General features: G+C 43.7%; 13 protein-coding genes. 6 read left to right on the top strand and 7 right to left on the bottom strand.

The window, feature by feature from the left end:
- Positions 1-439: 439 nt before the first annotated feature.
- On the top strand, positions 440-1,993 hold the full coding sequence (locus V7K36_RS29770; RefSeq protein ID WP_335121243.1) for a cation:proton antiporter: 1,554 nt from the start codon (positions 440-442) through the stop codon (positions 1,991-1,993).
- A gap of 7 nt (positions 1,994-2,000) precedes the next feature.
- Here V7K36_RS29770 and V7K36_RS29765 read toward each other — a convergent pair whose 3' ends face one another.
- From V7K36_RS29765 to V7K36_RS29740, 6 genes are all read right to left on the bottom strand, one after another.
- On the bottom strand, positions 2,001-2,573 hold the full coding sequence (locus V7K36_RS29765; RefSeq protein WP_335121242.1) for a DUF3124 domain-containing protein: 573 nt from the start codon (positions 2,571-2,573) through the stop codon (positions 2,001-2,003).
- A gap of 5 nt (positions 2,574-2,578) precedes the next feature.
- A complete protein-coding gene (locus tag V7K36_RS29760) occupies positions 2,579-3,256 on the bottom strand; it encodes a potassium channel family protein (protein WP_334823479.1) in 678 nt (225 codons plus the stop codon).
- Positions 3,257-3,831: 575 nt separating this feature from the next.
- On the bottom strand, positions 3,832-4,104 hold the full coding sequence (locus tag V7K36_RS29755) for a DUF2281 domain-containing protein (RefSeq protein WP_335121241.1): 273 nt from the start codon (positions 4,102-4,104) through the stop codon (positions 3,832-3,834).
- A gap of 194 nt (positions 4,105-4,298) precedes the next feature.
- A complete protein-coding gene (locus tag V7K36_RS29750; RefSeq protein ID WP_335121240.1) occupies positions 4,299-4,499 on the bottom strand; it encodes a hypothetical protein in 201 nt (66 codons plus the stop codon).
- A 282-nt stretch (positions 4,500-4,781) separates the two neighbouring features.
- Positions 4,782-6,062, bottom strand: coding sequence for a vWA domain-containing protein (locus V7K36_RS29745; protein WP_335121239.1), 1,281 nt, complete (start codon positions 6,060-6,062; stop codon positions 4,782-4,784).
- Positions 6,059-7,315, bottom strand: coding sequence for a vWA domain-containing protein (locus tag V7K36_RS29740; protein ID WP_335121238.1), 1,257 nt, complete (start codon positions 7,313-7,315; stop codon positions 6,059-6,061). Before V7K36_RS29740 ends, V7K36_RS29745 begins: the two co-directional genes overlap by 4 nt.
- A 238-nt stretch (positions 7,316-7,553) precedes the next feature.
- On the opposite strand from V7K36_RS29740, the gene V7K36_RS29735 reads away from it, so the two are divergent.
- The 4 genes from V7K36_RS29735 to V7K36_RS29720 all read left to right on the top strand — a co-directional run bounded on the left by V7K36_RS29735 (position 7,554) and on the right by V7K36_RS29720 (position 10,555).
- Positions 7,554-8,216, top strand: a complete 663-nt coding sequence (locus V7K36_RS29735; protein ID WP_196517261.1) for an ATP-dependent Clp protease proteolytic subunit — start codon at positions 7,554-7,556, stop codon at positions 8,214-8,216.
- A 136-nt stretch (positions 8,217-8,352) separates the two neighbouring features.
- On the top strand, positions 8,353-8,964 hold the full coding sequence (locus tag V7K36_RS29730; protein ID WP_334943465.1) for an ATP-dependent Clp protease proteolytic subunit: 612 nt from the start codon (positions 8,353-8,355) through the stop codon (positions 8,962-8,964).
- Between the two features lie 228 nt (positions 8,965-9,192).
- Positions 9,193-9,813 (top strand): J domain-containing protein, encoded by a 621-nt coding sequence (locus V7K36_RS29725; RefSeq protein ID WP_334823501.1) that lies wholly within the window; start codon positions 9,193-9,195, stop codon positions 9,811-9,813.
- A 520-nt stretch (positions 9,814-10,333) separates the two neighbouring features.
- Positions 10,334-10,555 carry a hypothetical protein gene (locus V7K36_RS29720; protein ID WP_335121237.1) on the top strand — a complete coding sequence of 74 codons (222 nt, stop codon included), beginning with the start codon at positions 10,334-10,336 and terminating at the stop codon, positions 10,553-10,555.
- Between the two features lie 178 nt (positions 10,556-10,733).
- On the opposite strand, the gene V7K36_RS29715 is transcribed toward V7K36_RS29720, so the two are convergent.
- The gene (locus V7K36_RS29715; protein WP_335121236.1) at positions 10,734-11,933 is read right to left on the bottom strand and encodes an aminotransferase-like domain-containing protein; all 1,200 of its coding nucleotides are present in this window, start codon (positions 11,931-11,933) and stop codon (positions 10,734-10,736) included.
- Between the two features lie 227 nt (positions 11,934-12,160).
- Here V7K36_RS29715 and V7K36_RS29710 point away from each other — a divergent pair, with 227 nt between their 5' ends.
- A complete protein-coding gene (locus V7K36_RS29710) occupies positions 12,161-12,952 on the top strand; it encodes a basic amino acid ABC transporter substrate-binding protein (RefSeq protein ID WP_335121235.1) in 792 nt (263 codons plus the stop codon).
- Positions 12,953-13,049 lie beyond the last annotated feature (97 nt).

The raw sequence follows: 13,049 nt of genomic DNA, 5'->3' as shown, positions 1-13,049 counted from the left end.
ATTTCGTTTAACATATTCCCCTCCGTTTTTCATCTCTGGAGGGAATTTTATTGCACAAAGCGATCGCCTGAATCAATAACTAGCAACTTGGGTTACGTAAAACCAGGGTGAGGTATCTCAGGGGCTATAAGACTTAACCGGAAATTATGTTCAGAAAAACTTGTATCTACACTGTAGCCCCGCAAGCGGGGAGGGGAGACAAAGCGTAGCTTTGGCGGGGTGGGTTCTTGTTTTTGATTTATGCAAGAGGTCTATTGATTAGAAGAAAAGCAGGAGGCAGAGGGCAGTTCTTGCGGGAGCAGGAAAGGTACAAACCTCTTTCCTTCTGGTGCGATGAAACTAAGTATTTCTATAGAGGCATTACAGAAATTTGACATTTGTATTACCTTTTGGGCAACATTTATTAATCAAACTAAAATAAATTTTCAGTATCTTATAAGTGAATGTTACCGAATTAATCAAGATTTCAATTATTCTCCTGCTCGTTGCCACTGGTGTAGCCCTGCTATCCCGTCGGTTACGCGTCCCTTATGTCACGGGTTTAGTGTTGGCTGGTCTGCCAATCACTGAGTTATTGTCTCGTCGCATTGGTTTAGACCCATCCCTGGTTTTGAATCTTTTCCTGCCAATTCTACTCTTTGAAGCTGGCATCAATACAGATGTCAGCCGCCTACGCAGCACGTTTAAACCAATTGCTCTCTTGGCTGGCCCTGGAGCTGTACTTTCCAGTGCTATTATTGCCGTTCTGTTGAAATTTTTGCTGGGGCTGACTTGGATACCTGCTTTATTTGTAGGAGTAATGTTGGCAAATACTGATACAGTTTCAATAATTGCCCTATTTAAGGAAATACCAGTGCCCTCGCGGCTTTCTACCATCGTTGAAGGAGAAACCCTATTCAACGATGGCGCTGCCCTAGTTGCATTCAACCTGATTTTGCAAGTATATTCGACAGGTTCGCTGACGTTACTAGATGGAATTGAACAACTGCTATTGATAGCTCTAGGAGGCTGCCTCGTGGGGTTAGTCTTGGGTTACTTGAGCATACCTGTATTCGCCCGTTTAGATGATCCCCTTAGCAGTCTCTTACTGACGGTCGCAGTTGCATTAGCAACTTTTCAGGTTGGGGAATTTCTAGATGTATCAGGCGCTGTAGCTGTAGTTGTAGCGGGATTAATTTTTGGGAATTTTGGGCTGTCTCGCAATACTTCTGCTTCTAGTCGCATCACCTTGTTGAGTTTCTGGGAATATGCCAGTTTTACTGTCAACACCTTTATTTTTCTGCTGATTGGTGCAGAAATAAACCCAGTGACGCTCTGGAGAACTTTACTTGCTGTTCTCCTTGCAGTTTTAGCTTATCAAGCAGGGCGAATTCTTACGGTCTATCCACTGCTGGCAGTGGTTCGTTGGTTTGACCGCCCAATTCCGCTACGCTGGCAACATTTACTTTTTTTAGGTAACATCAAGGGTTCACTCTCAATGGCTTTGGCTTTGAGTTTACCCACCACATTGCCAGGGCGAGAATTCCTCATTACTTTAGTCTTCGGCAGTGTGCTGGTGTCATTAGTAGGACAAGGTTTAAGCTTGCCTTGGTTGGTAAAACGTTTAAAATTATCTCAATTTTCAGAGACTCAGCAGCAGGTTGAAGGATTGCAAGCTCAACTGATGACAGGTAAAGCAGCACAAGATGAATTAGATAGCTTGTTGAAGTCAGGGGTATTACCAAGAGCTATCTATGAAGAAATGCGCTCAACTTATCAGGTGCGAATAGCAGGGGCAGAAAAGGCGCTACGAGAATTTTATAATCGTCGTCCTGATGAGTTTGAAGCTAAAAGTGGTGAGCGCATTAAACTTGATCCTATTCGCCGTCGTTTACTGTTAGCCGAGAAAGGAGCGCTCAACGAAGCAATGCGTAAACGAATTCTCTCCGAAGATATTGCGCGAGGGCGGATACAAATCATTGATGAACAGTTGCTGCGACTTGATGATGATTAATAGCTGTTCAAGACCCTTGTTTCGGCAATGAACCCTTGTAATTGTTTTGACTTTTAATCACCTTACCACGACTGGTAAAAGAAATTCCTTGCTGAAAGTCAGTACCAATCATCACTGTCTCTACTATTGGTTCAGCTATTTCTGTTTGAGATACCCACTCTACAATAAAGTTTGCGCCTAAGCCACCACTGATGTCATTTGTATCAATAAAAAAATCTGTGGAAGCTAGCGCATCAAGTTGAATAGGACGCTCTAAATACTGCTTAACTAATTTCCCAGCCGAGTCATAGTAGCGCACAGAACTAATAATGAGCGGATTTACTAAATCTGTATTCCGAATACTGAGCGTAACCGCTAAATTAAAAATCTGCTGTCGATTGTAATGATAAATATGAGAATAGACAGGTACATAAATGGTTTGACCCATTGCTATCTTGAAGTTATTATTTAAAGTCACTATCTTGTTAGGTGGGGTTGTCTGACTAGTAACTAGTTGTGACTTTGGTGAAATTTGAGTTGGTTTACAAGACGTAAGCAGAATAACTGCAATTACTAAATAAATATGTGGATACAGCTTCATCAAAACTATTTACAACCTTCAATAAAATCAATAACTTGATGTAAAGACCCTCGTTTGGTGACAATCAGTAGAGTCGAACCCGGTTTTAGTACTGTACTGCCATTAGGAATCATTAAATCCTCGTGAGGGTGAGGTTGATAGCCGATAATCAGAGAACCAGTGGGAAACCGAGAATCTTGGGCAATTTCGGCAACGCTACGATTGGCTACATAACAACTGTTGGGAATAGAAAGTTTTAGCACCTCAATCTGTCCCTGCTCAAAATGCATCATTGATTCTACCTGTGGATACTCAATGGCATTCACCATCGTTGAAACCGCTAGCTCAACAGTACTGATGATATGGTTGGCTCCAGCTAGACGAAGTGGCTCGGCAAAATCGGGGTGGCGCATTCGACTCAGAGTATGGGAAACACCGTAGTGTTTAGCGAGAGTTACCATTGCTAAGTTAAGGGCATCACTCCTGAGGACAGCTGCTAGAGCGTTGGCTTTACGAATCCCAGCTTCTAATAATACATCTGTACTGACAGCACTGCCTTCAAAAGCTATTGCTCCAACTTGTTCACGGGCATATCGGCAAGCGGTAGGGTCAATATCAATGACGGCAACCGTATGCCCTAGTTCTACCAATTTTTGAGCCAAAGTAAGCCCCACTAAGCCTGCTCCACCAATTAGTACGTACATGGCTGCTCCTAATAGTCAAAGACTTCTTATTTTACTTTAATTAACAAGTTAGCAAGTTGGTGAAGGGGTAGCTTAACAGGCTTGTTTGATATGGCAATCCGATTTGATTCCTGAAATTACTTGCCTAGGCAGGAAACAGGGAACAGGAAAGAAGGGGGTAGAGGTGAACTCAATACTATTCGGTTCGGTTAAGGCAAGAGACGCGATAAATCGCCATCTTTACAATAATCAGTCCTTCGTCCTGACGGCGATTTATCGCGTCTTTGGGATCTATTATTTTCATCAAATAACCTTAACCCAAGCGTATTGGAGGTGGATTTTGTTTGTGTAGTAGCGTTCGCGTCAGCGTGCCGGAGGCTCTATTCTATTCACCCAATACTTTTTAAATATCCTCTTAAACTACAGTTAACTTGACAAATGACAGCATGATATGCAGAGTAATACGTTTGAGGATTTTATGGCTCTGATTTCATCAAACACCTGTGTTGTAGGCTAACAGATAGAAGTGATGGCGATCGCTATGCCCAACCCAGGCATCACATCTTTACAGTGATTAGTATCAACTAGATACATGATTAAAATTCTAGTGGCATACGACTAGAATGAACCAGTTGCAGGCATTCTTTAATGTCCGAACCTGACCAACTTCCCACAAACTCTAATAAATCTTCGGCAGTGGAACCTGTTAAAGTATGCTCTGCTATAAGTGGTTGCTCTGGTTGGTTATTTGCAGATATGCCGATTTGTTGATGTTTGGTTTGTAACAACTGAACAAAGTCTAAAATTTCCTGTAATAGCGGTTCGGGTAATTTTTCTAGCTCTTGGGTAATCTGTTCTTTAATTGTCATTTTTACCTCTGTATTTACACAATTGTCCAGCCGGAAATTACTTGAGCAATCTTTTCCATTAATTTAATTATCGCTTGCCTATCGTCGCCGCTAGGCTGGTATTAAAAAGGCTCTGGGTTACGAATGATGTCTCGGCAGTCAGTGTGCAGTTTTGGATCGTCAAAGAGCCACCACAGCAGTGTCGATGAGGTAGCTCATTCCCATTGCTGGAGTTCCTCTTCTGGTAGTGGTTCAAAGAAAGCATCGCCGAGTTGTCCTTTCAATAAACCAGGGGTGCGGGGTTGTGTACGTTCTTGACTTAAACCTAGTCGAAAGTAGTGAATTGGGTCATAAAGTTCTGCTAGTTTGTCTTCAGGGATGTCTTGCAATTCTTGGACAATCTTTTGGATCAGCATAAGTCAAACTCTTCGGTGGTTGTTAATCAATAAGTTCGGCGAGGGTTTCAGCTTCGTTCATTATGTCCCAAGAGAAAAAATCACAACTGAGCAAAAGTGTTGTGAGGTAGTTGATTTTCCCCCAATTGCGACGCCGAATAGGCCGTCGTAGACATTGGTTTTACGGTTTTTTATACGTAGGCTTTCTTACTTTGTTGCTCAATTGAGGAATCAAATATTTTTTCTCGCTTTGCGCCTTGGCGCGAAACTTTCATACCATTAATCAGCAAGGCTGGATTTTTACTATTGCTGTAAAACGGTCTTTGATACAATCCTAGTTTTCTTGAGGTCTGCTTCGGAAAGTTCTTCTCCAGCTTGCAGGCGAGTGGCTGAGGTTTGCAACACTGTCGCTGCCCCTTTATCTCCTATTTGTAAAGCGGTTTTAGCTGCTGTTTGCAACATTGTAGCTGCACCAGTGCGATCGCCTTGTTGCAATTTCACCTCAGCTAATTGGGTTTGGCGATACTTCGCTAATGCTAAAATAGACTGCTGTACTTGTGGATTGGACGCTGGTTGATATGCCCGCACGACATCTGCATACACTGACACCAGAGGCGAAAGTAAACCTTGTTCATTAACCAACGGGTCATCGTAACGGATTTGTAAATGCCCGATCGCTTGTTTACCTTCTGGCAATTGTCCCAGATAAATGTTCGCCAAAACTACCCGTTCTACATCCTGCATCAAATCTCCTAAACGTACAGCAAAGCTAGCATCAGCTTCTGGTTCCACTGATAACTCGATTGTGTCTGGGGCAACTTGGGCAATGGGTTTCAATTCTGCTAATCGGACATTGGGGACTAAAGATAACAGCAAGTAGGCATTAGTTAACCCAATCGACTGAATCCTTCCAAAGAGTCGGCTAAACTGCTCCACAGCTTGTTCAGGACGCTCAATATGGGCTAAAGTACCACCACCGACATCAGCGATTTTTTCCAGCAAATCCTGATTCCAGCTATTGCCAAATCCGAAAGTGTTGATAGTTAAGTTCAGCTTGGCAGCCTTTTGCGCGAGTTGAAGACAGCGCTTGTTGTCATCTCGCCCAATATCCCACTTCCAAATCCGCAAACCGCTATCACCATGCCCATCTGTAAGCAGAAACGCCTGAGAAACAGCGCCTCTTGTACCCTTCATCAGTTCAGTAATTCCCAATTCCAAACCCTCAGCGATGACTGTACCGCCGCTAGCGCTGAGTTTGCTTTTTATTTGAGATTTGATGCTTTCGGGGTCTTGGATGACTTGGTTGGGGATAATGACTTCCGCAGAACCGGAAAAAGCCACAACTGAGATGCGATCGCCTACTTTCAACCGATCTATTAATCCTTCCACTGCCTGAATCACGGTTTTAATTGGTTGTCCATGCATGGAACCACTTTTATCCAGAATCAAGCAGAGGTTAAGGGGCAGATTTTGCTCAAACTCACCAGCGATTGCAAAAATCGTCATTGCCAATTGACGTTGGCTACTTGTTTGAGCCACATCAACATTATTGTCATTTAACGCCGATAGCAATTTAACTTTCATTGAGGAGGGGTATCTTGCAAAACTGTTTTGGAAACCATTCTAGTTTTCTTGCGATCGCTTTCGGATAAATCTTGTCCAGCTTGCAACTGGGTAGCAGAAGTTTGTAACACCGTCGCCGCACTTTTATCTCCCATTTGCAGGGCAGTTTTAGCAGCCGTTTGTAACATCGTCGCTGCACCAGAGCGATCGCCCTGTTGCAATTTCGTCTCGGCTAGCTGGGTTTGGCGATACTTAGCTAATGCCAAAATAGAGTGTTGCACTTGGGGATTGGGGTCTGCTTGATAATTTTTGACTACATGGGCATAAACTGGGATATTTGATGTAAATAAACCTACCTTGTTGGCGGCTGGATCATCGTAGCGGACTTGCACATTAGCGATCGCTTGTTCACCGGTTGGCAATTGTCCCAAATAAATATTAGCTAAGATTACCCGTTCTGCATCTTTCATTAAATCTCCCAACCGCACAGCAAAACGTCCATCAGCTTCTTGTTGCAGTGGTAACTCAATTGTGTCTGGGGAAACTTGAGCAATGGGTTTGAGTTCCGCTAGCCGGACATTGGGCATCAGGGAGAATAGCAAATAAGCATTAGTCAATCCCACCGTTTGAATGCGGCTGAACAGGCGATTAAACTCATCTACTGCCTCTTCTGGTTTTTGAATGTAAGATAAAGTACCCAAACCAGCATCAGCAATTTTTTCTAAAACATCTTGGTTCCAATTGTCACCAAATCCCAAAGTGTTCAAAGTCAAATTATAGCTAGCAGCCAATTGGGCGAATTTCAAACAGCGATTGTTATCACCGTGTTCATTTTCCCCATCGGTTAACAGGAAGGCTTGGGAAACAGTATCTTTTTTGCCCTTCGCCAACTCCTCAATCCCCAAGCGCAGTCCTTCATCAATCGCAGTCCCACCATCGGCAGATAAGCGGTTAATTTGCTGTTTGATTTTCTCTGGATCTTCGACACTTTGACTAGGTACTAAGACTTTGGCACGGTGATCGAAAACTACAACACTGAGGCGATCGCCAGGATTAAGTCTATCTACCAGACGATTCGCTGCTTTTTTGACCGTTTCTAGCGATCGCCCATTCATCGAACCACTATGATCGAGAATTAAACATAAATTCAGTGGTACATTGCGGTCTTGAGTCTCTGCGATCGCTGAAATCGAAATTCCCAACTGACGTTGACTATTCAGTTGATTCGCGTCCAAATTACCATCATTCAAGGCAGGCTGCAAACTAACCTTCATAACTCAAAGTCCCTATTCAGGATATACATATTAATAAATAACTTCAAAGCAGTACTTTCGCTCTACGGAAAACCTATCCAACACAAATACACTAATATAATCAGAATATCTTAGAAGCCAAGCATTGGCAGATGTTAAGCCGCCTCAAGCATTAGGGAGAAATCCGCACCTTGAGTCAAGCTAGCATCGCGCTAGGATGTATTACAGTTAACGGCATAGTTTCAGGCGATCAGTTGCTATGGACATTTCCCCAATCAAGGCTGTTCAAGCCCCTTATTACGGCGATAACTTCTACCGGACACCGCCGCCAGATTTACCTTCCCTCTTGTTGAAGGAGCGAATTGTCTATATTGGGATGCCACTGGTGCCTGCTGTCACCGAATTAATAGTGGCTGAATTGCTGTTTTTGCAGTCCGACGACCCCGAAAAGCCGATTAAAATCTATATCAACTCCACCGGCACTTCCGGTTACAGTGGCGAACCCATTGGCTTTGAAACCGAAGCCTTCGCCATCTTTGACACCATGAAATATATCAAACCTCCTATCCACACCATCTGCGTCGGTTCCGCGATGGGGATGGCAGCAATGCTCCTCAGTGCTGGTACAAAAGGTTGTCGCGCTAGTTTGCCTCACTCCTCGATTATTCTGCATCAGCCCAAGAGCTACGCCCAAGGTCAAGCAACGGATATTCAAATTCGCGCTAGGGAAGTTTTGGTAAACAAAGGGGCGTTAGTTGATATCTTGCATCGCACCACCGGACAGCCTCCAGAAAAAATTATTAAAGATATGGATCGGCTGTTATATCTAACACCTTACCAAGCGAAAGAATACGGACTGATTGACCGAGTTTTTGAGAAAGAAGAACTCGCCAATCCCCCACTTCCTGCCGGTGTCCTTTAATTTAGTTATGAGTTATGAGTTATAAGTTATGAGTTATTCAAAACTCCTCACTCCTGTAGAGACGCGATTAATCGCGTCTCTACTCCTAACTCTTCACTCTCCTACCGCCCCAAAATTATTAAAAACGGAGTAAATTATGCCTATAGGCGTTCCTAAAGTTCCTTACCGGATGCCCGGAGGACAATATACAGATTGGATTAGCATCTACGATCGCCTTTACCGGGAACGGATTATATTCTTGGGGCGAGATATTGATGATGAAATTGCCAATCAAATTATCGCTGTAATGCTGTATCTGGACTCAGATGATCCAGGTAAAGATATTTATATATACATCAATTCCCCTGGTGGGATGGTTACATCTGGCATGGCTATTTTTGACACCATGCAACATATCAAATCAGATGTAGTGACTATTTGCGTGGGTCTAGCGGCTTCAATGGGGTCTTTCCTGCTGGCTGCTGGCACCAAAGGCAAACGGCTAGCATTACCTCACTCACGGATTATGATTCACCAGCCTTCAGGTGGCACCCGTGGACAAGCGAGTGATATCGAAATTGAAGCTAGAGAGATTCTGCGGATTCGTCACCAGCTCAATGGGATTTATGCCGATAAAACGGGTCAGACCATAGCAAAGATTGAAAAGGATATGGATCGTGACTTTTTCATGTCTGCCGAAGAGGCAAAAGAATACGGTTTAATTGACCGTGTGATTGAAGAAAGAACCTCTGTAGTATTAGGGGAGTAGGGAGTAGGGAGTAGGGAGTAGGGAGTAGGGAGTAGGGGGGATGAGGGAGCAGGGGAAGAATTCTAACTCCTAACTCCTGTACAGACGCGATTAATCGCGTCTGTACTCCCCTTCCTTAAACAAACTGTCAACATTGAACTTTAAAATCGCAAATTAGCCCTTATTATTAATAGTTTAGGCTGACAGCAGATAGCTGATAGCCCCAAGCTGGATATTCGATAGCTCAAGATGGATCTTGGAGATTGCTACCGTTTATTGGGTTTAAGGTCGGGAGCTTCTTTTGCTGACATCAAAGCGTCTTATCGACGACTGGCCCAGCAATATCATCCCGATATCAACCCAGATGACAACAAAGCCAAAGATAAGTTTATTGCCTTGACAGAGGCTTATAAACTCCTGCTGACGGTAGTACTGCCAGAGGAAACAGCTGCACATTCAAGTCAGGTGTCAACTGGGCGTGATGATGCCAAGGCAACGCAGTGGCAGAAAACACCAGTAACAACGGTGACAAGCCAACAATCAGGAAAACTAAAGCCGCCTAATCTGTTGGAAATAGAAGAACGGCTGAAGTGGAAGACTTATGAGCAATTGCAGCGATTTTTGCAAGAAAGACGATTTCCTCAAGCGATCGCCCTGGCGGAAGCTTTAGCAGATCGTTTGTCAACAGATGCAGAAGTCCGCCAATGGCTAGCGATCGCCTATCAAATTTGGGGACGGGCACTAATTACCGAAAATCAGCTACTCAAAGCCAGGATTTATCTCAAAAAAGCTCTGAAGACAGACCCCCATAACAAGAGTCTTTGGTATGAAGTGCAGCGCGATTTCCAACGTTTAGAACAAATTTTTTAAAGATTTACAAAATTTATAGCACTTCTGGTTTGTATGCAATACGCTTTGACCTCTCTCCTAAAAGCGTACAGTGTACACACAAGTTATCCGATTACCCAAAAGCCCTCCAAAACCTCACCCTATCCTGACTTTAATCCCTCTCCTTACTAAGGAGAGGGACAGGTTTTGCACAAGCAAAACCAGGGTGAGGTTTCTTTGGGCTATTCGATAAACCGTAAATGGCCTCACCAAAGACTTGTATTTACACCGTAGCCTAAAAGGAGAGAGGCTTTGAATCTTACCCCCTTCCCTACAAGGGAAGCAGGGTGGTTTCATACGAAAAAATAAAAATATGGAAGTCTTTATTTCTCGTATATAACCATAGATTTTGACCCCTCTCCAAACCTCTCCCCGAAGCGGAAAGAGGCTTTGAAAGCTAGTTACAGTTTTTCTCTATTTGTATGAAACCACCCTGCCCTTCCCTTGTAGGGAAGGGCAGTTCTTGTTAGGTCTGTATTGGACTCAACCCAGAAGCGCTAGATTGAAAATCAAAATCTTGTTTCCAAGTTCTAACAAGGAAATGGTCTTCATTGGACTGCTGCTGAGACGGGAGGCGGGAGCCTCCAAAGAGCATTCCCAGTCTGAGACTATTCGTGACAACTTAAAGTTACGGTTAATTTGTCAACAAGTAATCATACTTAAAATATTGCTCAAATCTGGGGTAAAAAACATAATTTTTAGCTCGGCGATCGCTAGCCTTTAAATCTATCATGATGTTTTTGCGCTGAAAAGTCAGTATGGAAGTGAATTTAATACCTTATTTTCCACTACTGTTCAAGGATAATTACGAATTGACAAAAGTAATTATGTCTTAAGTTGTCACCAATGGTCTGAGACTGGGAACGAGATGACGAGGTAAATTACAAATTACGAATTACGAATTACCGCAATCCGCGCAACACTGATCCTAATGTAGCAATTCCCTCAACAATCTTCTGTGTTGGCTGAAAGCTAAAAGCTAATCTGATGGCATCATCCCCCTGCCCATTGGCGTAGCAGCGAGTCCCTGGCAGAAAACTGATGCCGTGTTCACTGGCCGCAGTTAGGAGTGCTTTGGCGCTGATGTCTGGCGGCAATTTACACCAAACGAAGAAGCCCCCGCCTGGTCGTAAGGCAACTATATCACTGGGAAACTCGTGAGCGATCGCTTCTAACAACAAATTACACTTATGCTTATAGCAGGCGATTAGCTCCTGAATGTGATGATCTAGTTTGCCTGTAGCACAGTAGCGAGCAACCACATGGCTGACAAATGGCCCCACAGGTCCCTCACTTTTGAACATTGCCAACCGCTCAATAATTGTTGGATCGCCACAAGCCCAGCCTAGCCGGATACCAGGCGCAATAATTTTCGAGAAGGTACTCACATATAATACCCACCCCTCCTTGTCGAGAGTTGCCAAGGGTGGCACAGTTTCCCCTTGGAAGCGCAAATCGCTATAAGCATCATCTTCTACTACTAGCACGCCATACTCAGCCGCTAACGCTACCAGTTTTTGGCGGCGAAATAACGGCATAGTCGTGCCTGTGGGATTATGGAAAGTGGGGATGGTGTAAATAAACCGGGATCGAATGCCCTGTTTCTTCAAGTCGCTCAATGTTACTTCTAATGCATCGACATCCATCCCCAACTCATCCACGGGAATGGTAATTATGCGTGCGCCAGCGTGGACAAATCTGGCAACTACTCCCAAGAAAGTTGGATTTTCCACAATTACTACATCACCAGGTTCCACAAACACATCTGGCAGCAAGCCGAGAATCTGACTAGAACCGTAGCCAATGAGCAGGCGATCGCGATCGGCAGTAATTCCTTTAGCCTGCAAGCGGAGGATAATTTGCTCATACAATTGGGCTGAAGGTGGCCCGTAATTGAGGGCGATCGGAGCCTCTTCTGCCAGCACAACCGCACTTGCAGCAGCCAAGTCAGCGTGAGGAAAAAGAATTGGGTCAGCTAGACCGTAGTCAAAGCTAACAGTGATAATTTTGGTTAACTCTGTACCATAGGTTGGTGGTGTCAGATTTCTAGCTCTTTTGGCGAACAAATCAGTAATTCGGTAAGCAGAAGTAGTGGGAGCCATAAGTAGTTCAAAATTGGAAGTCAGAATACAGAACACACAAAAAGGCAATTGGCGAAAAGTCAGATCGGAAGCTTCCCCTGATCTAAACTTTTCAAGAGAGTGGGGGTCTTAAACTTTCCTTAGGCGCTCAGAATTTATGGTGGATTCTGACTCCTGACGAATGTATTCTTTTTTATAACATCATGACAAGTATCGTGAATATTGACTGATAGAATGAAATTACTAGAGTGAAATCAATTAACTTGAAGTGGCAGCAGCTAATTCTAGGCTTAGGCTGTCTGCTACTAATGATTGCCTGTAAAAGTTTCTATCCCACTACTAACTCAGATGCTAAACTTCTCAAGGTGGCGACAGACCCCACCTTTGTCCCTTTTGAAATCCAAACAGCTAGCGGGAACTTAGAAGGTTTTGATATTGATTTGATGAATGTGCTCGCTAAAGTAGCAGGTTTTGCAGTCCAGTTTGAAAGTCTACCGTTTGATGGGATGATCTCGACTTTGCAAGCGAAAAGAGTCGATGCCGCAATCAGTGGGATTACGATTACGCCCGAACGCCTAAAAACAATTGCTTTTTCACGACCTTATTTTAAAGCCGGACTAGCGATCGCTGTCCGCGAAGACAACCAAAATATTAAAGACTTCAAAAGTCTCCAGGGAAAAAAAATTGCTGTACAAATTGGTTCAACTGGGGCAGATTTTGCCAAAACCATCCCCAATGCCAAAATTAGTACTTTTAATTCTGGGCCAGAATTTTTCCAAGACTTGCTCAATGGCAACGTTGATGCTGTGGTTAGCGATGCTTTCGCTACTTTGTATGCGATTAAAAATGGCAAACTCAAAGGCATCAAAGTTGTTGCCGATCTGCTCACCCAAGAATACTACGGGATTGCTACGCCTAAAAACTCTCCCCATTTAGATGCAATTAACAAAGGTATAGAAACTTTGTTATCCAATGGCACTTACAAGCAAATTTATCAAAAATGGTTTAACGCTGAACCTCCGCAATTGCCAGACTCTTGAGCATGGGGCATGGGGCATTGGGCATTGGGAATTGGTCATTAAACTTATCGTAAATTAGATTTTAACCCCTGATTTATAAGGCTTTGAGGTTAATTCG

It is taken from the genome of Nostoc sp. (assembly GCF_036919555.1).
Classification (GTDB): Bacteria; Cyanobacteriota; Cyanobacteriia; order Cyanobacteriales; family Nostocaceae; genus Nostoc.
This window is presented reverse-complemented; position numbering and strand designations above follow the sequence as displayed.

Excerpts from the sequence above, each read along its gene's own strand:
- V7K36_RS29755 (WP_335121241.1), bottom strand. The coding sequence starts at position 4,104 with ATGACAATTAAAGAACAGATTACCCAAGAGCTAGAAAAATTACCCGAA.
- V7K36_RS29745 (WP_335121239.1), bottom strand. The coding sequence starts at position 6,062 with ATGAAAGTTAAATTGCTATCGGCGTTAAATGACAATAATGTTGATGTG.
- V7K36_RS29750 (WP_335121240.1), bottom strand. The coding sequence starts at position 4,499 with ATGCTGATCCAAAAGATTGTCCAAGAATTGCAAGACATCCCTGAAGAC.
- V7K36_RS29765 (WP_335121242.1), bottom strand. The coding sequence starts at position 2,573 with ATGAAGCTGTATCCACATATTTATTTAGTAATTGCAGTTATTCTGCTT.
- V7K36_RS29760 (WP_334823479.1), bottom strand. The coding sequence starts at position 3,256 with ATGTACGTACTAATTGGTGGAGCAGGCTTAGTGGGGCTTACTTTGGCT.
- V7K36_RS29730 (WP_334943465.1), top strand. The coding sequence starts at position 8,353 with ATGCCTATAGGCGTTCCTAAAGTTCCTTACCGGATGCCCGGAGGACAA.
- V7K36_RS29715 (WP_335121236.1), bottom strand. The coding sequence starts at position 11,933 with ATGGCTCCCACTACTTCTGCTTACCGAATTACTGATTTGTTCGCCAAA.
- V7K36_RS29735 (WP_196517261.1), top strand. The coding sequence starts at position 7,554 with ATGGACATTTCCCCAATCAAGGCTGTTCAAGCCCCTTATTACGGCGAT.
- V7K36_RS29725 (WP_334823501.1), top strand. The coding sequence starts at position 9,193 with ATGGATCTTGGAGATTGCTACCGTTTATTGGGTTTAAGGTCGGGAGCT.
- V7K36_RS29740 (WP_335121238.1), bottom strand. The coding sequence starts at position 7,315 with ATGAAGGTTAGTTTGCAGCCTGCCTTGAATGATGGTAATTTGGACGCG.